The sequence below is a fragment of the Janthinobacterium sp. 13 genome (genome assembly GCF_002749695.1).
GTDB lineage: Bacteria > Pseudomonadota > Gammaproteobacteria > Burkholderiales > Burkholderiaceae_D > Janthinobacterium > Janthinobacterium kumbetense.
The window spans coordinates 3785490-3805181 of the sequence record NZ_PEEQ01000001.1 but is presented as its reverse complement, the minus strand read 5'-3'; the positions used below and the strand labels follow the sequence as shown (position 1 = coordinate 3805181).

The following is a 19692-nucleotide window of genomic DNA, read 5'->3' as shown; positions in this document are numbered from 1 at the left end:
CCTGACCACTCTTTGAGCAAGCTCGGCCAAGACTCGCCATCCCCGCGCGATGCCCGTATACTTGCGCGATGTCCTCTCCTCTCCTGTTCATCATTGCCTGCCTGATCTGGGGCTCCACCTTCTGGGCCATCACCTTGCAGCTGGGCGATGTCGCCCCCGCCGTTTCCGTGGTCTACCGCTTCGGCCTCGCGTCCGCCACCCTGTTTGCCTGGTGCGCCTTGCGCGGCGACCGCTTGCGCCTGCCCTGGCGCGCGCAGAAATGGATGCTGCTGCAGGGCCTGGCCTCGTTCGCCCTCAGCTATGTGTGCACGTATAGTTCCGAACAGTACCTCGTCTCGGCCCTCGTCAGCGTGCTGTTTGCGCTGATGGTGTTCTGGACGCCATTGCTCAACCGCATCGCTTTCGGCACGCCCATCACCTGGAGCACCTGCTGCGCGGCCTTTGTCGCCATCTGCGGCATCGTGCTGCTGTTTTACCAATCCATCGGTGCGGCACTGCAAGATATCCTGGGCGGCGGCAATGGCCATTTCCTGCTCGGTTTCATGCTGACCTTGGTGGCCACCGTGTCCAGCACGGTGGGCAATGCCCTCGTCATGAAAGTGCGCGAGCATTCCGGCAACGTGATGCTGACCATGGCCTGGACCATGCTGTGGGGCACCTTGATGGTGGCCGCCTGGGCCGTCGCCACGGGCCAGTCCTGGCAATTGCCCACGCGCCCCAGTTACTGGATGGGCTTGCTGTACCTGGCCATCTTCGGCTCGGTCATCGCCTTCAGCGCGTATTTCACGTTAATCGCCCGCATCGGCACGCAAAAGACCGTGTATATCGGCGTCGTCACCCCCGTCATTTCCGTGCTGCTGTCGGTGCAGTTCGAACACTACCGGCCCGCCGCCATCGAATGGGTGGGCATGGTGCTGTGCCTGTCCAGCGTGGCCTGGGCCCTGACGTCGGGCGCGCGCAAGACGAGCAGCATCGCTTCCCTTTCCACCACTCCATCCACAAAGGCAACATGAGCACCTCTATCTCCCTCGCCATCCGTCCCGCGACCGCATCCGACGTGCACGCCATCTTTGGCATGATCCATGAACTGGCCGTGTTTGAAAAACTCGAACACATGATGATCGCCAGGGAATCCATGCTGCACGACAGCCTGTTCGGCGCCCATCCCGCATGCGAAGCGCTGGTGGGCGAGGAAGATGGCGAAGTGGTGACGTTCGCCCTGTTCTTCCATAATTTTTCCACCTTCCTGTGCCGCAAGGGCTTGTACCTGGAAGACCTGTATGTGAAGCAATCGGTGCGTGGCAAGGGCTATGGCAAGCAGATGCTCGTGGCACTGGCGCAACTGGCCGTCGAACGCGATTGCGGCCGCTTCGAATGGTCGGTGCTGGACTGGAATGAAAACGCGATCAATTTCTACAAGGGCATGGGCGCGGACGTGATGCCGGACTGGCGCATCTGCCGGGTCGCTGGCGATGCCTTGACGCAATTGTCGGCGGGTACGCCGCAACCACTGTGATTGGCACTGCATCGCGGGAACTGCAAATGCAAGTTCCCAAAAAAATCCCCGCGGGCTAGCGGCACCGCGGGGTGAACCCATTGTCAAGTGGGAGGGGGAGAATGCAATCAACGGTTATCAATATAAACGCTGCCGCTTGCCACCGCGCAGACCTTTACATTTGCTTACCGGGCCTTACATTTGACTTAAATCCGCTAACCAAGTGTCACCAAGTGTCGCTCGGATGACACTGATTATTTCCGTGGTTCAATCAATGTGCCGTGCAAACCGATATGTTGTTGCGCAACCCCACTGCCGCCCTGCGTATTTGTATAGATTTGGTACACTGTCAGGCAGGCGATGCAGCCAGCAACCACGGCGAAAATGACCATGCGACGCTCCTTGAGTATGCTTGAGGGAATCAGGACCCGCGGCGCCTGATGATGACCGGGCGAGCAGGGAAGATTCAGTGTGGCATCTTCGGTCAGGGGGGCATTGCGCAATCTCAAACGCACCAATTTGACGGGGTCATGGCATTTGATATGACGCAAAGTGGCGGCATTCCGCTCACACAAAATGAACGCATCGTTACGCACCTGGGAGCCACATCATGAATGTCTCTGCCAAACCGCTCGTCATGAAAATCTACCGCGCCTACCTGCGCTCCCGCCTGGAGCGCTATACGCGCGACTTGCAAGCCATCGCCGAACAGCGCGAAAACGACTTCCAGGCTGAACGCATCCTGCACCAGGCCGTCGTGTCGGTGCGCTCGAAACTGCACTCGCTGTAACCGTGATGCCGTCAGTGCTGCCGGCCGGCCACGGCCCAGCGCTCCACCAGCTCGAACAAGCCTTGCGTCAGCAGGGCCAGCACGGCTGCGGGGATCGCGCCGGCCAGCAGCATGTCGTTGTCATTCAGCGCCAGGCCGATGGTGATGCGTTCGCCGTAGCCGCCCGCGCCGATGAAGGCGGCGATGGTGGCCGTGCCCACGCTCATCACGGCCGCCGTTTTGATGCCCGCCAGCATCACCGGCAAGGCCAGCGGCAAGTCCACGTGCAGCAAGCGGTCGCGCTTGCTCAAGCCCAGCGCCAGCGCCGCCATGCGCAAGCCTTGCGGCACCTGCAAGATGCCCGTGCACGTGTTGCGCACGATGGGCAGCAAGGCGTACACGAATAGCGCGACCAGCGCCGGCACGGTGCCTATCATGCCCAGCAGCGGGATCAATATCGCCAGCAGGGCCAGCGACGGCACCGTCTGCAGCACGCCGACGAAGGCCAGCACCGTTTGCCGCAGCGGCGCCGACAACGCCGCCAGCACGCCCAGCGGAATGCCGATCAGGCACGCCAGCGCCACCGACAGCAGCACCAGGGTCAGGTGCTGGCGCGTCAGGGTCCACAGATCGTCACCGATGAGTTTATCGAGCAGCTTGCTGCGCGCGGCGACCGGTTTTTTCGCCGACGTGCCGGAGGCCAGCCACTGGTGCGCCACGCCGGAAAAAGTCTTGCCATCGATTTCCACGGCCGCATTCATGGCGATCATGTCGCTCTCGCTGATGCGCCCCTGCAAGCCTTGCAGCGCGAGCCAGGCGGCGGGAAAACGCAGCGGCACGTCGAGCCGGTACAAGAGCATGGCGTCGTAGCGGGGAAAATACTGCTGCGTGTCGGCCAGCACGCGCAAGCCGTACTGGCGTATCTTCGCGTCCGTCGAATAAATGTCGATCACATCCACCTGGCGCTGCGCCAGCGCCTCGTAGGCGATGCCGTGATCGAGCCCGCGCGGGCGCTGCGGCAAGCCATAGCGCGCGGCCAGGCCCGGCCAGCCATCGACCCGGCCGATGAATTCATGCGACAGGCCGAATTTCAGGGCGGGATGCTGCGCCAGCTGCGCCAGGCTGGCGATGCCCGTTTCATCGCCGCGCATGGCCAGCGCATACGTATTGTTAAATCCCAGCGGCACGGCCACGCCCAGGCCCAGCGCCGCCAGCTCGCGCCGCATCTGCGCCAGATCAATGGCCTTGTCGTGCTTGAGGATTTCGCCGGCGATGGTGCCCATGTATTCGGCATACACGTCGATGCTACCCGCCTGCAGCGCAGCCAGCACGATGGCCGTGTTGCCCAGGCCCTGGCGGTGTTCCGACCTGACGTGCGGCGCGGCGCTCTGTTTGACGATTTCGCCGAGAATATATGATTCCGTAAAGCGCTTCGAACCCACCTTCAGGGTGCCGCCATCCATGGCAAGGGAGGATATGGGCGCGGCGGCGAAGACAAGTAACAACAGCAAATAAGCAAGACGCACGCGGCGCTCCAGGACGGATGATCAATCCGGCAAGCTTACCACCGGCGCGCGCCAGACACCGCCATGCACCACGCCCGCGCACGGGTTCAGGCCCAGCGCATACGCCAGGTCGGCCGGGCGCGCGATGCGCCACAGGGCGAAATCAGCGCGCTTGCCCACCGCCAGGCTGCCCGTTTCCTGCTGCAGCCCCAGCGCGCGCGCCGCATGGATCGTGCAACCGGCCAGCGCTTCCTGCGGCGTCAGCCGCCACAGGGTGCACGCCATGTTCATCGCCAGCAGCAGGGACGTCATGGGCGACGTGCCCGGGTTGCAATCGGTGGACACGGCCATCGGCACGCCGGCCGCGCGCAAATCCGAGACAGGAGGTTGCTGTACTTCGCGCAAAAAATAATACGCGCCCGGCAGCAGAACGGCCACCGTGCCATGCTGCGCCATGGCGGCGACGCCCTCTGCCGACAAAAATTCCAGGTGGTCGGCCGACAGGCCGCCGTAGCGCGCCACCAGCGCCGCGCCGCCCAGGTCCGACAGCTGCTCGGCATGGAGTTTCACAGGTAGCCCCAGCGCTTTCGCTGCCTCGAACACGACTTCCGTTTGCGCCGGCGTAAAGCCGATGCGCTCGCAAAAGGCGTCGACGGCGTCCACCAGGCCGTCGCCGGCCAGCTTGGGCAGCATTTGCCCGCACAGCAGCCCGATATACGCATCGGCCTGGCCCGCATACTCGGGCGGCAGTGCGTGCGCGCCGAGGAAGGTGGTGCGCACGGATACGGGCAGTGTTTGCCCGATGCGGCGCGCCACGCGCAGCATCTTCGCCTCGCTGTCCGCGTCGAGGCCGTAGCCGGACTTGATCTCCAGCGTCGTCACGCCCTCGGCCAGCAGCGCCAGCACGCGGGGCAGGCTTTGCCGCAGCAATTCGTCGTCGCTGGCCGCGCGCGTGGCGCGCACGGTGGACATGATGCCGCCGCCGGCCCGGCTGATGTCTTCATAGCTGGCGCCATTCAGGCGCGCCTCGAATTCGTCGCTGCGGTTGCCCGCGTGGACGATGTGCGTGTGGCAGTCGATCAGGCCGGGCGTGAGCCAGCAACCCTGGCCATCGAACAGCACCGCGCCGCTGGCCGGCAATTCGTCGCCGGCGCCGAACCAGGCGATGCGGCCATCCTTGACGGCGATGGCCGCGTCCAGCAGCTCGCCATAACCGTGCTCCATGGTGGCCAGGTGGACGTTGTGGATGACCAGGTCCCAGTCTTGCATCGCTTTCTCTCCCTAGGTAAACAGGTCGACGCACAGCACGGGCGAACGCTGCAAGGCGTCGAGCCGCCATTCCTGCGCATCGTCGGCGTCCAGCAGCAGCGCGTCATGGCGGGCCAGCGCGAACTGCTGCTCGCCACCGCGCGCCAGCACGTGGCCTTCGCCGGCGACAAACAGCAAGGTCGCCGCGCTGCGCCGCACCAGCCGGCACGGGGCCGTGATTTTTTCCAGCTGGTGGCGGCAGCGGTCGCGCCGCGTCATCACATTGAAATCCGTCGTCGTCCCCCTGACTTGCGCCTCCACGGCCGCTTCGCCGGGAAACCACAGCATCGGTTGCGCCGCGCTCAAGGTCACCTTGCGCGCGCCATCGAACGTCAGCTGCACGCTGTCGCCATCGACCAGCATCAGGCTGCGGTCGATGCCGGGAAAACTGGAAAACGGCCCGCTGGCCGTGATCGTCGCCAGACTGATACGCCAGTCGAATTCCATCAGGCTGGCGCCGGGTGGAGCAATGGCGATTTCCATCGTGCTGCCGCCGCCGTTTTTCCACGGCGCGGCGCGCAGGCATTCCTGCGGGATGAAGGTCGCCATCAGAGCGCCCTCAGTTGCGCCAGCGTGCGCTTGTAGGCGGCGGCGATGGCGTCCTGCGCCACGTGGCGCCCGCCGCGCACCTGCCATTGGCCGCCGCACAGCACGTCGCGCACCAGGTTGTCGTTGCCGCAGAAAAGTACGCTGCCCAGCACATTTTCGATGGCCACGCCGCACAGGTTCACATGCGCTTCGTCGAGCACCAGCAAGTCGGCGCGGCAGCCGGGCGCCAAGGCACCGAGCTTGCGCCCGGCCGCCTGCGCGCCCCCTTGCAGGGCCGCCTGCCACAGGTAGTCGCCCACATGGCGCTCATCCGGCGTGGCGGCGACATTGCGCTGCTGCCGCTGCAAGCGCTGGCCATATTCGAGCCAGCGCAATTCCTCGACGGGCGACTGCGATACATGGCTGTCGCTGCCGACGCCGAAGCGCCCGCCGGCAGCGATGAATTCGGCCAGCGGGAACAGGCCGTCGCCCAGGTTCGCTTCCGTCGTCGGGCACAGGCCCGCCACGGCGCCGCTGGCGGCCATCAGCGCCACCTCGTCTGGCTGCACATGCGTGGCATGCACGAGGCACCAGCGCGCATCGACATCGACCTGCTCGTACAAATACTGCACCGGGCGCCGGCCGCTGTAGTCCAGGCACTGGCGCACCTCGCCCTGCTGTTCAGCGATGTGGATGTGGATGGGGCGGCCCGCGGGCAGCGCCTGCGCCACCTGTTTGATCTGCGCCACGCCGGCCGCGCGCAGCGAATGGGGCGCAAAGCCCACCTCCACCTGCCCGCCGCGCTGCGGCGCCAGCGCCTCGACGATGCGCAAGACATCGTCCGCACTCGTGCGGAAGCGCGCCTGCTCCGGCTTCAGCGGTTGCTCACCGAAACCCGCATGGCTGTACAGCACGGGCAGCATGGTCAGGCCGATGCCGCTGAGGCGCGCCGCCGCCAGCACCCGTTCCGCCGTTTCCGCGGGACGCGCATACAGCGCACCGGCCATATCGCGCTGCAGGTAGTGGAATTCGCACACGGCCGTGTAGCCATGGCGCAGGCATTCCGCAAACAGCTGCGCGGCGATGCTTTCCATCTGCTCCGGCGTGATGTGGCGCGCGAAGCGGTACATCAGCTCGCGCCAGGTCCAGAAGCTGTCCGGCCCGTCACCCGCGACTTCCGTCATGCCGCCCAGCGCCCGCTGAAACGCGTGCGAATGCAGGTTGACCATGCCGGGCAAGACATATTCGGCCACTTCGGCGCCGGCAGACGGCGCGGCGTTTTCCGCCACCGCCGTCAAATCCCCATTCTTGTCCCATTCCAGCAGCACGTCGCGGCGCCAGCCTTGCGGCAGCAGCGCATGGCGCGCAAACAGGGACGCACTCAACGCGCCACCCATGCCACGGCCGCTTCCATCATCTGGCGCAGCAGCGGCTGCACTTGCGCCGCCAGGTCGGGCCGGTAGCCAAACGGTTCCGTTTCGTCCATGTACAGGCACTGGCACATCTCCAGCTGGATCGCGTGCACGCGACCTTCCGGCTGGCCGTAGCGGCGCGTGATATGGCCGCCCTTGAAGCGGCCATTCAAGGCCACGGTAAATGCCTCCTGCGCGCGCGCGATATCGACCACGGCGGACGTCAGGCCCGCATCGCAGCTGGCGCCATCAGCCGTGCCGAAGTTCAGGTCGGGCAGCTTGCCGTCAAAGAAGCGCGGCACGCGCGAGGCGATCGAATGGGCATCCCACAGCACCACGGCGCCATGCACGCGCAGCAGCCGGTCCAGTTCCGCGCGCAGCTGCGCATGATACGGCGCCCAGTAGCGCTGCAGCCGCTGCCGCACGTCCTGCGCATCCGGTTCGCGGCCGGCCAGATACAGCGGCTCGCGATGAAAGGTATCGTTGGGCAGCAAGCCTGTCGTATCCTGCCCCGGATACAGATTCGTGTCTTCCTGCGGGCGGTTCAAGTCGATGGTGTAGCGCGACCAGCGCGCCGACAGCACGGACGCATCCATCTCCTGCAAAAAGCCATACAGCTCGCGCAGATGCCAGTCCGTGTCGGCCTTGACCAGGGCCTGCGGCGTCATGCGCGCGGCGATATCGTCCGGTATGTCGGTGCCCACGTGGGGCATCGACACCAGCAGCGGAATGCTGCCTTCATTAAAGCGGAAATCCATGCTTGTCTCCTTGCTCCAGCTCAAGCGTACAGCGGAGCGAACAAATTCTTGCACGTGCTGCTCAACTCACCCTGCAGCACCATCTGCTTGGCCGCTTCGATGTCGGGCGCGAAGAAGCGGTCGGCGTCGAAGAACGGCACTTTCTGGCGCAACTGGTGATGCACATGTTCCAAGTGCGGCGAGGTTTTCAGCGGACGGTGGAAATCGATGCCCTGCGCGGCGGCCAGCAGCTCGATGCCGACGATGACGGCCGTGTTGTGCGCCATGTCGTCCAGGCGGCGCCCGGCGAACGTGGCCATGCTCACGTGGTCTTCCTGGTTGGCGGACGTCGGCAGGCTGTCGACGCTGGCCGGATGCGCGAGCGACTTGTTTTCCGACGCCAACGCGGCAGCCGTCACGTGGGCGATCATGAAGCCGGAATTGACGCCAGGGTCGCGCACGAGGAAAGGCGGCAGGCCGGACAAGGTGGCGTCGATCAGCAGCGCGATGCGGCGCTCGGCCAGCGCGCCGATCTCGGAAATCGCCAGCGCCAAGGTGTCGGCCGCAAAGGCCACCGGCTCCGCATGGAAATTGCCGCCCGAGACGATTTCCGCCTGCCCGTTGGGGCCATCCTGGAAGATCAGCGGGTTGTCGGTGACGGCATTGGCTTCGATCAGCAGGGTGCGGCCGACGTTGCCGATCAAATCGAGGCAGGCGCCCATGACTTGCGGCTGGCAGCGCAGGCTGTACGGATCCTGCACGCGCTCGTCACCTTCCAGGTGCGAAGCGCGAATCGCGCTGTGCGCCACCAACTGGCGGTACATCTGCGCGGCCAGGATCTGCCCCGGCTGTCCGCGCACGGCGTGCACGCGCGCGTCGAACGGCGAATCGCTGCCCTTGGCCGCGTCGAGCGACAGCGCGCCCGTGACCATGGCCGCTTCCAGCAGGCGCTCGGCCATGAACAGGCCATGCAGCGCCAGCGCGTTCGACACTTGCGTGCCGTTGATCAGGGCCAGGCCCTCTTTCGCCGCCAGCACCACGGGCGCGATGCCCGCCTGCGCCAGCGCCTCGGGGGCCGCCATCAATTCGCCGTTGACGCGCACGTCGCCCACGCCCAGCATGGCCAGGGTCATGTGCGACAGCGGCGCCAGGTCGCCCGAAGCGCCGACGGACCCCTTGGCGGGAATGGCCGGCATGATGCCCGCGTTGTACAGGGCGATCAGGGTATCGACGATCAGCGGGCGCACGCCGGAAAAGCCGCGCGCCAGGCTGCCGATCTTCATCAGCATGATCAGGCGCACGACGGCGTCCGACAGCAGTTCCCCCGTGCCGACGGAATGCGACAGGATCAGGTTGCGCTGCAACTGCTCCAGCTTTTCATCGGGGATGCGCGTCTTGGCGAGCAGGCCGAAGCCTGTGTTGATGCCGTAGGCCGCGTCGCCCTTGGCGACGATGGCTTGCACGGCGGCGGCCGTCGCCTCGATGACGGGATAGGCCTCGGCAGCGAGGGTCAATTTTGCCGGCGCGGCCCAGACGGCGCGCAGGTCGGCCAGGGTCATCGCGCCCGGTTTCAGGGTCCAACTTTTGGCATGCTGTGTCATAGTCATTCGAATCGAGGTCTCAAGGAATCATGGGAAGAATCAGGCCGTTGCGCTTGGCGCAGGCGGCCGCTGTTTCGTAGCCGGCATCGGCATGGCGCATCACGCCCGAGCCGCTGTCGTTGACCAGCACGCGCGCCAGGCGTTTCGCCGCCGCTTCGCTGCCATCGGCCACGATGACCATGCCCGCATGCTGAGAATACCCCATTCCCACACCGCCGCCATGGTGCAGCGAGACCCAGGTGGCGCCGCCGGCCGTATTGAGCATGGCGTTGAGCAGCGGCCAGTCGGAAACGGCATCCGTGCCATCCTTCATGCTTTCCGTTTCGCGGTTCGGGCTGGCGACGGACCCCGTATCGAGGTGGTCGCGACCGATGACGATGGGCGCCTTCAGCTCGCCCGTGCGCACCATCTCGTTGAAGGCCAGGCCGGCGATGTGGCGCTCGCCCAGTCCCAGCCAGCAGATGCGCGCCGGCAGCCCCTGGAAGGCGATGCGCTCGCGCGCCATGTCCAGCCAGTGGTGCACCTGCGCGTGGTGCGGGAACAGCTCCTTGATCTTCGCATCCGTTTTATAGATGTCTTCCGGGTCGCCCGACAAGGCCACCCAGCGGAACGGCCCGCGCCCTTCGCAGAACTGCGGGCGGATGTAGGCGGGCACGAAGCCGGGGAAGTCGAAGGCATTTTGCACACCCTGGTCGAACGCCACCTGGCGGATGTTGTTGCCGTAATCGACGGTGTGCACGCCCATGGCGTGGAAATCGAGCATGGCTTGCACGTGGGCGGCACAGGAATCGGCGGCCGCCACCGTCAGGCGCGCATGGCGCTGCGGGTCTTGTTGCGCCGCCTTCCAGTCCGACACGCTCCAGCCGCGCGGCAGGTAGCCGTTGACCAGGTCATGCGCGGACGTCTGGTCCGTCACCAGATCCGGCACCAGGCCGCCCGCCTTGGCGCGGCGCACCAGTTCCGGCAGCACTTCGGCCGCGTTGCCCAGGAGGCCGATGGAAATGGCTTCCTTGCGCTCCGTGTGGTATTTGACCAGTTCCAGGGCTTCGTCCAGGCTGGAGGCCTGCTTGTCCAGGTAGCGCGTGCGCAGGCGGAAGTCGATGCTGCTTTGCTGGCATTCGATATTGAGCGAGACGGCGCCCGCCATGGTGGCGGCCAGCGGCTGCGCGCCGCCCATGCCGCCCAGGCCCGCCGTCAGAATCCAGCGTCCGCCCCAGTCGCCGCCGAAATGCTGGCGGCCCGCTTCGGCGAAGGTTTCATACGTGCCCTGCACGATGCCCTGCGTGCCGATATAGATCCAGCTGCCGGCCGTCATCTGGCCGTACATGAACAGGCCCTGGCGATCGAGTTCGTTGAAATGTTCCCAGTTGGCCCATTTCGGCACCAGGTTGGAGTTGGCGATCAGTACGCGCGGCGCATCCGCGTGGGTCTGGAACACGCCCACCGGCTTGCCGGACTGGATCAGCAAGGTCTGGTCGTCTTCCAGCTCGCGCAAGGACGCGAGGATCTGGTCGAAACAAGCCCAGTTGCGGGCCGCGCGGCCGATGCCGCCATAGACGACCAGGTGCTGCGGATTTTCCGCCACTTCCGGGTCCAGATTGTTTTGCAACATGCGGTAGGCCGCTTCGGCCTGCCAACTCTTGCAAGCCATGACCGTGCCGCGCGGGGCGCGGATGGTACGGCTGGCATCAAAGCGTGGATCGGTGTCCATTGTGCTGTTCATGCTGTCTCCTCGTAGGGTGCGAGCGGGCGTACTTGGCCCGCTCTGGTGCTACCAGCATAGGTTGTCTATACAACCAAGTCAACAGGTTTTTGCAGGCGTCAAATCCTTATTTTTTCTCGAACACGCGCTTGCCCGCCACCCACGTCTGCAGCACCTGCGTCTTGCCGATGGCCTTTGGTTCCACGCTGAACAGGTCCTGGTCGACGACGATGAAGTCCGCCCATTTGCCCGCTTCCAGGGTGCCGATGGCCTTTTCCTGGTGCGCCGCCCAAGCCGCGTCGAGGGTGAAGCAGCGCAGCGCCTGCGTCACCGTCATGGCTTGCTGCGGATACCAGCCGCCGGCCGGGAAGCCCTCGCTGTTTTGCCGCGTGACGGCCGCATGGATGCCCTCGAACGGGTTCGGCGACTCGATGGGGAAGTCGGAACCGCAGGCGATGCGCGAGCCTTGCGCAAGGAAGGTGCGCCACGCATACGCGCCCTTGATGCGCTCATGGCCCACGCGCTGCTCCGCCATGTTCTGGTCGGACGTGGCGTGCGTCGGCTGCATCGAGGGGACGATGCCCAGGGCCTTGAAGCGGGGGATGTCGCTCAATTGCACCACCTGCGCATGTTCCATGCGGTGGCGCAGGCCCGCGCCGCGGTATTGCGCGATCAAGGCTGCATAGCCGTCGAGGATCTGGTGATTGCCCGCGTCGCCGATGGCGTGCACATTCACCTGGTAGCCGGCGCGCATGGCCTTTTCCATCTTCGCGCGCATGGCGCCGTCCGGGTAGAACAGCAGGCCACGGGTAGAGGGATCGTCGCTGTACGGTGCCAGCAGGGCCGCGCCGCGACTGCCCAGGGCGCCGTCGGACACCAGTTTGACGGCGCGCAAGGCGTACATGTCGCGCGCATAGCTATTGACAGGACCGTTTTTCGACAGCGCGTCGAAGTCGTCCGTCGTGTCAAAAATCATGCCATACACGCGCACCGTCAGCTTGCCATGGTCCGCATAGTCGCGGAACAGCCGGTCCTGCATCTGGCCAATGCCCGCATCGTGCACGCTGGTCAGGCCCGCCTGCGACAGCTGCGCCAGCGCGCCATCGAGGGCGGCGCGGTTTTCCACGTCGCCCGGCTTGGGCAGCACGGCGTCCATCAAGTCCATGGCGCTGTCGACCAGCACGCCGGTGGCATTGCCGTCTGCATCGCGTTCGATCTTGCCGCCCGCCGGGTCTTGTGTGGCGCGCGTGATGCCGGCCAGCGCCAGCGCGCGGCTGTTGGCCCAGCCCGCGTGGCCATCGACCCGGCGCAGCCACACGGGCCGCGCGCTTTCCGCCGCATCGAGTTCCGCTGCCGTGGGAAAGCGTCCCAGCTTCCAGATTTCCTGGTTCCAGCCATTGCCGACGACCCAGCTGCGCTCGGGATGCGCTTTGGCGAAGTCGCCCACGGCCTGCACGGCGGCCGGCAGCGAGGCAGAACCGTACAGCATCACGCCGCTGGCGATCGTCCCCAGGCCGAAGACGTGGCCGTGCGCGTCGATCAGGCCTGGCAGCACGGTTTTTCCCTGCACGTCGACATGGATGGCGCCCTTGGCCGCCTTGCGTTTCACCTGCGCGGCGCTGCCGACGGCGAGCAGCTTGCCCCCGTCGTCAAAGGCCAGCGCCGTGAAACGCAGCACCTTGCCGGCAGCATTGAGCGTGTAGCCGTTGGCATTGTCGATGACGGTATCGGCATGCGCGTGGCCGATGGCCCCCAGGCAGGCGAGCGTGAGCAGGGTGCGGCGCAGTGGCAAGGTCGGCATTTCCATCTCCAGGTCTTTTAGTCGTTAGAAAAAAGACGAGTGTATAGAAATTGGAAAAATGGTCAATCAGGCAGCGCGGGGCGCTCGTACCATCAGCCAGTAATCGCAGCCCGTGACGGCTTCCGCGTAGCGGCCCGCCGCCACGAAGCCAAGACGGGCATAGAACGGCAGGCTGCGCTCGTTGTAAGTCTCCAGGAAGCATGCGGCACGCGCCGCATCGACGGCCGCCAGGCCCGGCGCCAGCACGGACGCGCCCAGCCCCTGCCCTTGCGCGGTCGGAGCGATGCCGGCGATCGACAGGTACCAGGCATCCTGCAAACCGTGCGGCGCCAGCGCGTGCTCCATGTTCGCGACGATGGCCGTGAAATGCGCAAAGCCCAGCTCCCCCAGCAGCGCGCGCAAGGCGGTTTCGCGCTGCGCGTAGGCGGCCTGGCGCAGGGCCGCCGGCGTATCCGTCGTCCAGATGGCGGCGCCATGGCCCGCGTCGTCAGCCAGGTCGACGCGCCCCGCCTGCCACCCCTCGGCCAGCGCCAGCGCGAAGTAGGCTTCCAGCATGGCCAGCCGCGCCGCCTCGTCGCCGCCGCACGCCACCGTGACGGTGCGGTAGAACGGATCGCTGACCAGGGCGGCGGCCAGGCTGCGGGCGGTGCGGGAGGATTCGATGTTGGATGGGCTGGACATGGGGACTCTTTCTTCTCAATGAAACGCCCGGCATCTTAACGCAAGCGCGCAGGCCTTGCGCCCAGTCAATACTTGCAAGACGCCACAGGTCTACGCTGACGTTTTCAGGTGGAATACCCCATGGCCAGGCACCATGTCATCAGCACCACCGCGTGCGACGTGTTCTTCAAGCTCGTGGCGCACCAGAAGAGCAGCCTGGGCGCGCGCTTCGACAGCATGATCGTCACCTTCAGCGCCGACGGCCAGCCCGTGCTGGGCGCCGCCCTGCGCAACGCGACAAGCGGCTGCGAACTGCACCGCCTGGCCGGCCAGCCCGACGAATGCTGGTGCTGCGGCTATGACGAGCAGCTGGAATTCGTCTCGCAAGCCGACGCACCGCTGGCGCACGCCGACTACCGGCTCACCTTGAGCAATGGCGAAACGTGGACGGGGACGACGAATGCGAAGGGGCGCACGGGGCGTATCGCCAGCAAGCGGGAGGAACAAATCACCCAGGCCGAATTCCTGCCGCACCCGGACAAATCGCCATGCTGCGCCGCCGCGCCAAAACACGCAGCGCCTGCCGTCAAGATCGTCCAGCTGGATGGCATCAAGACGACCGGCAAGGATGTCGGCTCGTCCGTGAAACAGGTCAAAGTGAAGGACAAGGTTCGCCCGCTGACCAGGGGCGAGATCGACATGGCGTGGATGCTGTTCCAGGATGCGATCGACTACGGCAAGGTCAAGGTGCATGGGGAGCCGTATCTATGGTTTGGCTTGCAGCCGAAGGATGTGGCCATGACGCCGGATGGGGAGATTTATTTTCATGTATTGGACTACAAGGAGGAATTTTCCAAAGAAAAAGATAGTCTGAAACACTGGTTTATGCACGAAATGGTTCATGTTTGGCAGTACCAACTCGGATATCAAGTAAAACTGCGGGGAGCCATTCGCTTGGGGCTGGACTACAAATATACCTTGCTCCCCAATCAGAAATTATCCAGCCATGACATGGAAGCGCAAGGTGATTTATTGGCGGACTACTTTGTGCTGAGATTTTTAACTTCCACTCGTGCCATGCGCCAGCAACGCTATAAAAACTCCGGAGAACTGTTTAAAAAGGTACTCAATGATTTTTTTAACGACCGCAAGAGCCCGAAAAACTTGCCTGGTAACGATATTGACCATGAGCCTATATTCGATATTCCCTGACACATGGGCATATTCCCGCATGGCAGAAGCAGTTATCCAGTCGGCGCAGGGCATGCCCTGCTTCTCCATTACAAAAAAAGAAGAGGCACGCAATGGCCTGCCATTTCTTGGCGCACTCATGGTTTCAGACATGTCCGTGCAACCGGTAAAGGAAGTATGGGGGTTCTCCCTGCCGCCAGAAATGCCCTTATCCATCCGTGCCAGCACATGCATCCGCTATGGAAACGTGCCTACCGGTGCGACGGGCATACGCGCAGAAAAACTGATACCCGGGCATTTCTATAGCGTATTCCTGAATGGCAGCCCCAAAGATCCGTCCGATCCAACGTATGGCTATCAAGGAAAATTCTGCGTAGTGGCGACGGCGGCCGGACCTCAGAAAGTCATTCCTATTGACAGCGACATGCAGGAGTGGCGCACTGAAATCTGCCCACCCCATCCATCACGCCCATGATTCGACGTTATTTATCATCCTCCCCCCGCTGCGCCGGCGCCCTGAACCATTCACCGGGCGGCACCACGTGCGACTCTTTCGGATCATCGATGTAGTGCGGCGAGGTGATCTGCACGTCAAATTCGTTGAAGACGTCGATGATGTTCTGGTGCAAGCGGTTCAGCACTTCGGCGCGCTGGCGGGGGACTTCGGCGCTGGCGTAGGCGACGAGGCGGTATTGCACGTAGTAATCTTGCAAGGCCAGTTGCATCACGTACGGTTTCGGCGTGGTGGACAGCTCCGTCGTGCGCGACGCGGCCAGTTCCAGCATGGCGTGCACTTGCCGCCATGGCGTGGCGTAGCCGATGGTGACGGTGGAGTCGAGCACGAAGCCGCCACCGGGCTGGGCGCGCGAATAGTTCTTTGTCGTTTGCGACATCACCCAGGCGTTCGGCAAGGCCACCTCTTCGCCCAGGCCCGTGCGCAGCCGCGTCTCGAACATGCCCACGTCGACCACCGTGCCTTCGCTGTCGCCCACGCGCACATATTCGCCCTTGCGCAGGGCGCGCGTGTACATCAGGATCAGGCCGCTGGCGCCCTGCCCCACGATGCTCGACGCGCCGATCGACACCATCAGGCCCACCAGCACGGACAGGCCCTGGAAAGCGGCCGTGTGCGAGCCCGGCAGGTACGGGTAGGCCATGGCCAGCGCGAACAGCCAGATCACCACGCTGGCGATGCGGCGCGTCGGCAGGGCCGTGTCCTTGTCCAGCCAGCCGATTTGCAATTCGCCGCTTTCCACGCGCTTGAACAGCGAGGCGGCCGTGGCGGCGATCAGGCGCGCGATGGCGAAGATCACGCACACCAGCACCAGCCCCGGCAAGGCGCCGATGATGGCGTGGAAGACGTCGGCGGCCACGTCGAACAGATAGCCGCTCAGGCTTTCGCCCCACGAGCGCGTGTAGGGCAAGCGGCCCAGCACGAAGGCGGCCCACAGATACGTGGCCATCAGGCGCAAGCCCCACAGCACGGCGCTCAGCAGTTGATACGCAAAGGCGATGTAATGTTCCGCGTCGAGCACACGCACATTCTTCAGGCGCACGTCGCGCAGGCGCGAGGCCAGCAGGATGCCGCTGCGGCGCTTGGCCCAGTGGTACAGGCGCGTCAACCCCATCCACACGAGCCAGAACACGAGGGTGGCGGCCGCGCACACGGCGGCGGCGATGGCCAGGTAACGCCAGCTGCCCTGTTCGCGGTAATCGAGCACGGCCTTGCTCAACTCAATGGCGGCCGTTTTCGCCACGCTTTCCGTCGTGTCGCCGGCCAGCTGGTTGACGTCGCCAGGCACGACGACGAACAACTGCACGCCGTCGAGCAGCACTTGCGTGCCTTCGGGAATCATGCGCGTGCTCGTCTGCAAGGGGCCATTCTTGGCCAGCACGCCTTCCAGCCGGCGCTGCGCGCCCGTGGCCCGCTCATCGGGCGGATAGCCGGCCAGCGCGGCGCGGAAGACGAACACCTTGCGGTTGGCAAACATCAGCGGCGCCGTCCTGGCCGCCGCGGCCTGCGACGGCGCCACGACGGACGCGGCCTCCGCAACGAGCGCGGGCACGCCATCGTCCGCATGGGCTGCGGGCAGCAGGAAAATGGTCAACAGGCACAACAGGCGGAGCAGCGCGGACATGGCAGAAATGAAAGAGTGACAAGAAGCAGCCATCATGCCATGTAATCCTGGAAACTCAAGCGCCGCAGCTACCGTTCAGCTCGCATCGTGGAAAATGATGCCCAGGGTGTGGCGCAAGCCAGAACGCAGGCGCGACACGCCATGGCGCATGTTCACGCGGTAACTGCCGCGCATGCCATTCACGGGGCGCTGCGCGACGGGAAAGAGCACGGCGTCGCCCTGCGCCAGCGGCACCACTTCGGCGCGCGACTGCATGCGCGGGCGCTGCTCCGTCAGCACGAACTCGCCGCCAGTGAAATCGTCTTGCGGACGCGACAACAATACAGCCAGTTGCAGCGGAAACACGTGCTCGCCATACAAGTCCTGGTGCAGGCAGTTGTAATCGCCTTCCCGGTAGCGCAGCAGCAAGGGCGTGGGCCGGGTTTGCCCCGCCGCATGGCAGCGCGCGAGGAAATCGGCGTGCGCCACGGGAAAGCGGCTATCGAGGCCCATGCTGGCGTGCCAGCGGTTGGCGATGGCCGCCAGCGGCGGATACAACTCCGTGCGCAAGGCGGCCACGGCATCGGGCAACGGATGCGCCCAATACTGGTACTCGCCTTGCCCAAAACCATGGCGCTGCATCACCACCCTGCTGCGAAAACGCGACGCATCGTCGTACTGCGCCGCCAGCGCAGCGCATTGCGCGGGATTCAGCAAGCCCGGCACGACGGCGCAGCCGTATTGATTCAGATCATCTTCGATCTGGCGCCAGTCCAGCGCCCTCACCGTTCGCCCTCGCGTTCCAGCAGCGCCTGCTTGCGCTCCACGCCCCAGCGGTAGCCGGACAGCGCACCATCGTTGCGCACCACGCGGTGGCAGGGGATGGCGACGGCCAGCGCATTGGCGGCACAGGCGCCCGCCACGGCCCGCGCGCCTTTCGGGGCGCCGATGCGCCGCGCCAGCTCGGCATAGCTGACCGTGCTGCCGGCGGGAATCTCGCGCAAGGCTTGCCACACGCGCTGCTGGAACACGGTGCCGCGCACGTCGAGCGGCAAGTCCAGTCCCAGGCCCGGCGCCTCGACCAGGCCGACGACTTGCGCCACCGTCTGTTCATAGTCGGCTTCCGCGCCGCGCAGCTCGGCTTGCGGAAAGCGGTCCTGCAAGTCGCGCAGCAGCACGTCCGGGTCGTCATCGATCAAAATCGCGCAAATGCCCTTGTCCGTGCTGGCCACGAGGATGGCGCCCAGCGAGCAGGCGCCGATGGCAAAGCGGATCACGGCGCCGCTGCCGCCGGCGCGAAACGCGCCCGGCGTCATGCCCAGCAAGCCCGGCGTGGCGGCATACAGGCGGCCGCTGGAATTGAAACCGGCCGCGTACAGGGTCTCGGTGACGTTGCCCGCCCCCTGCAAGCCGGCCTTCAGGCGCTCGCCGCGCCGCGCCGCCGCATACGCTTTCGGCGTGATGCCCGTGTGCGCCTTGAAGACGCGGTGAAAGTGAAAGCGGCTCAGGCCGGCGGCCTGTGCCAGGCTGTCCAGGTCGGGCAGCTCGTCGCTGGCGTCGATCAAACGGCAGATATCGGCCACGATGGCCGCCTGGCGCTGGGCCAGCGGCGGCAGGTTGGGCTTGCAGCGCAGGCAGGGACGAAAACCGGCCGCCTCCGCCTGCTCGCAACTGGCGTGGAAGGCCACGTTGCGGCGCAAGGCGGGGCGCGCCGCGCAGGATGGCCGGCAATACACGCCCGTCGTGCGCACAGAATAGTAAAAGACGCCGTCGGCGTCGGCGGCGCGGCGCTGCAGGGCGTCCCAGCGCTCGTCGTCGGTCAGGTATGAGTGAGGCATGTCGGACTCCGTGCTTGTGATTGGCAAGTCTCCAGCATAGCCAGCGCCTGGGCGCACCACACTCCGGCGCTTGCTTTTGAATTCAAAAAAGGCTGGCGGCGCCTGCCTTGCTCGGTGCTAAAATCGGCCATCGCGCCTCCAGCCGGCGGCGCGCCCTGCCCGTGCCCCGGAGAAATCGCATTGGACGACCACAATACACAAGAAAATACGCCCATTTTCCAGCGCATCAAGGATTTTCTGCTGGCCGGCATCGCCGCCGGACGCTGGAAGGAAGGCGACGTGATTCCCTCCGAGCAAGCCTTGGTCAAACAATTCGGCGTCTCGCGCATGACGGTCAACCGCGCCGTGCGCGAACTGACCAGCGAGCAGGTGCTGACGCGGCGCCAGGGTTCCGGCACCTATGTGGCACAGCAAAAATATCAGGCGACCTTGTTGGAAATCAAGAGTATCGCCGATGAAGTGCGGGCACGCGGACATATCCACCGCAGCAGCTTGCAATTGCTGGAACGCACCAGGGCGTCCGACTTGCTGGCCAAGCAATTCGGCCTGCCGCCGGAACACCCGCTGTTTCATTCGCTGATCGTGCATTTTGAAAACGGCGTGCCGATCCAGGTGGAAGACCGCTGGGTCAATCCCGAGTGCGCGCCCGATTACATGACGCAGGATTTTTCCAGCATCACACCAAACGAATACCTGATGGCCGCCGCGCCCCTGCAAGGCGCCACCTACAGCATCGAAGCGCTGTCGGCGCCGCGCGACATCGCCGAAATGCTGGCCATCGACACCAAACAGCCGTGCCTGGTGCTGCGCCGCCAGACGCGTTCGGGCGGCAAGATCGCCTCGATCGCCACCATGTGGCATCCCGGACACCGCTATCAATTCGCCGGCAGCTTTAGCTGAGGCTATCGCCTCGATTGAGTAGCACGAATTCGCGCCAACTTTCTCACGAATTCTCACCAAATCGCGAAAAAAACGGCCATTTCGGGGCAAAAAAAATCCCGTTTTGGCCGTTTCTGAACTTAAATACT

At 64.9% G+C, this 19692-nt stretch carries 19 protein-coding genes; 6 read left to right on the top strand and 13 right to left on the bottom strand.

Translation table 11 applies throughout. From position 1 onward, the window contains the following. Window positions 1–68: 68 nt before the first annotated feature. Together CLU94_RS16665 and CLU94_RS16660 are read left to right on the top strand one after the other, a co-directional pair. On the top strand, window positions 69–1013 hold the full coding sequence (locus tag CLU94_RS16665; protein WP_099666420.1) for a DMT family transporter: 945 nt from the start codon (window positions 69–71) through the stop codon (window positions 1011–1013). After that, on the top strand, window positions 1010–1516 hold the full coding sequence (locus tag CLU94_RS16660) for a GNAT family N-acetyltransferase (protein ID WP_099666419.1): 507 nt from the start codon (window positions 1010–1012) through the stop codon (window positions 1514–1516). The genes CLU94_RS16665 and CLU94_RS16660 overlap by 4 nt, the downstream gene beginning before the upstream one ends. A 233-nt stretch (window positions 1517–1749) precedes the next feature. Here CLU94_RS16660 and CLU94_RS28090 read toward each other — a convergent pair whose 3' ends face one another. After that, on the bottom strand, window positions 1750–2091 hold the full coding sequence (locus CLU94_RS28090) for a hypothetical protein (RefSeq protein WP_143451449.1): 342 nt from the start codon (window positions 2089–2091) through the stop codon (window positions 1750–1752). A 14-nt stretch (window positions 2092–2105) separates the two neighbouring features. On the opposite strand from CLU94_RS28090, the gene CLU94_RS16655 reads away from it, so the two are divergent. Further along, entirely contained in the window at window positions 2106–2285 is a 180-nt protein-coding gene (locus tag CLU94_RS16655; RefSeq protein WP_034746290.1) for a hypothetical protein, read from the top strand. 11 nt (window positions 2286–2296) lie between these two features. On the opposite strand, the gene CLU94_RS16650 is transcribed toward CLU94_RS16655, so the two are convergent. The 9 genes from CLU94_RS16650 to CLU94_RS16610 all read right to left on the bottom strand — a co-directional run bounded on the left by CLU94_RS16650 (window position 2297) and on the right by CLU94_RS16610 (window position 13539). Next, complete coding sequence (locus CLU94_RS16650; RefSeq protein WP_099666418.1) at window positions 2297–3727, bottom strand: glycine betaine ABC transporter substrate-binding protein; 1431 nt, start codon at window positions 3725–3727, stop codon at window positions 2297–2299. Between the two features lie 84 nt (window positions 3728–3811). Beyond that, window positions 3812–5038: an imidazolonepropionase gene (hutI, locus tag CLU94_RS16645; RefSeq protein ID WP_099666417.1), complete on the bottom strand. Its 1227-nt coding sequence runs from the start codon at window positions 5036–5038 to the stop codon at window positions 3812–3814. Window positions 5039–5050: 12 nt separating this feature from the next. After that, the gene (locus CLU94_RS16640) at window positions 5051–5626 is read right to left on the bottom strand and encodes a HutD/Ves family protein (RefSeq protein ID WP_099666416.1); all 576 of its coding nucleotides are present in this window, start codon (window positions 5624–5626) and stop codon (window positions 5051–5053) included. Continuing rightward, entirely contained in the window at window positions 5626–7002 is a 1377-nt protein-coding gene (locus CLU94_RS16635) for a formimidoylglutamate deiminase (RefSeq protein ID WP_099666415.1), read from the bottom strand. Before CLU94_RS16635 ends, CLU94_RS16640 begins: the two co-directional genes overlap by 1 nt. Next, window positions 6987–7775: an N-formylglutamate deformylase gene (gene hutG, locus CLU94_RS16630; protein WP_099666414.1), complete on the bottom strand. Its 789-nt coding sequence runs from the start codon at window positions 7773–7775 to the stop codon at window positions 6987–6989. Before hutG ends, CLU94_RS16635 begins: the two co-directional genes overlap by 16 nt. A gap of 20 nt (window positions 7776–7795) precedes the next feature. Further along, window positions 7796–9355, bottom strand: coding sequence for a histidine ammonia-lyase (gene hutH / locus CLU94_RS16625; RefSeq protein WP_099666413.1), 1560 nt, complete (start codon window positions 9353–9355; stop codon window positions 7796–7798). Between the two features lie 19 nt (window positions 9356–9374). Continuing rightward, the gene (gene hutU / locus CLU94_RS16620) at window positions 9375–11078 is read right to left on the bottom strand and encodes a urocanate hydratase (RefSeq protein ID WP_099666412.1); all 1704 of its coding nucleotides are present in this window, start codon (window positions 11076–11078) and stop codon (window positions 9375–9377) included. 106 nt (window positions 11079–11184) lie between these two features. Further along, the gene (locus CLU94_RS16615; protein ID WP_099666411.1) at window positions 11185–12858 is read right to left on the bottom strand and encodes an amidohydrolase; all 1674 of its coding nucleotides are present in this window, start codon (window positions 12856–12858) and stop codon (window positions 11185–11187) included. Between the two features lie 66 nt (window positions 12859–12924). Beyond that, entirely contained in the window at window positions 12925–13539 is a 615-nt protein-coding gene (locus CLU94_RS16610) for a GNAT family N-acetyltransferase (RefSeq protein ID WP_099666410.1), read from the bottom strand. 216 nt (window positions 13540–13755) lie between these two features. Here CLU94_RS16610 and CLU94_RS16605 point away from each other — a divergent pair, with 216 nt between their 5' ends. After that, complete coding sequence (locus tag CLU94_RS16605) at window positions 13756–14730, top strand: hypothetical protein (protein ID WP_143451447.1); 975 nt, start codon at window positions 13756–13758, stop codon at window positions 14728–14730. Between the two features lie 19 nt (window positions 14731–14749). Then, window positions 14750–15184, top strand: a complete 435-nt coding sequence (locus tag CLU94_RS28085) for a hypothetical protein (protein ID WP_143451445.1) — start codon at window positions 14750–14752, stop codon at window positions 15182–15184. A gap of 7 nt (window positions 15185–15191) precedes the next feature. On the opposite strand, the gene CLU94_RS16600 is transcribed toward CLU94_RS28085, so the two are convergent. From CLU94_RS16600 to ada, 3 genes are all read right to left on the bottom strand, one after another. Then, entirely contained in the window at window positions 15192–16847 is a 1656-nt protein-coding gene (locus CLU94_RS16600; protein WP_099666408.1) for a mechanosensitive ion channel family protein, read from the bottom strand. A 75-nt stretch (window positions 16848–16922) separates the two neighbouring features. After that, window positions 16923–17612, bottom strand: a complete 690-nt coding sequence (locus CLU94_RS16595; RefSeq protein ID WP_099666407.1) for a 2OG-Fe(II) oxygenase — start codon at window positions 17610–17612, stop codon at window positions 16923–16925. Next, on the bottom strand, window positions 17609–18664 hold the full coding sequence (ada, locus tag CLU94_RS16590; protein ID WP_099666406.1) for a bifunctional DNA-binding transcriptional regulator/O6-methylguanine-DNA methyltransferase Ada: 1056 nt from the start codon (window positions 18662–18664) through the stop codon (window positions 17609–17611). Before ada ends, CLU94_RS16595 begins: the two co-directional genes overlap by 4 nt. Before the next feature lie 180 nt (window positions 18665–18844). On the opposite strand from ada, the gene hutC reads away from it, so the two are divergent. Further along, on the top strand, window positions 18845–19564 hold the full coding sequence (gene hutC, locus CLU94_RS16585) for a histidine utilization repressor (RefSeq protein WP_099666405.1): 720 nt from the start codon (window positions 18845–18847) through the stop codon (window positions 19562–19564). Window positions 19565–19692: the final 128 nt, after the last annotated feature.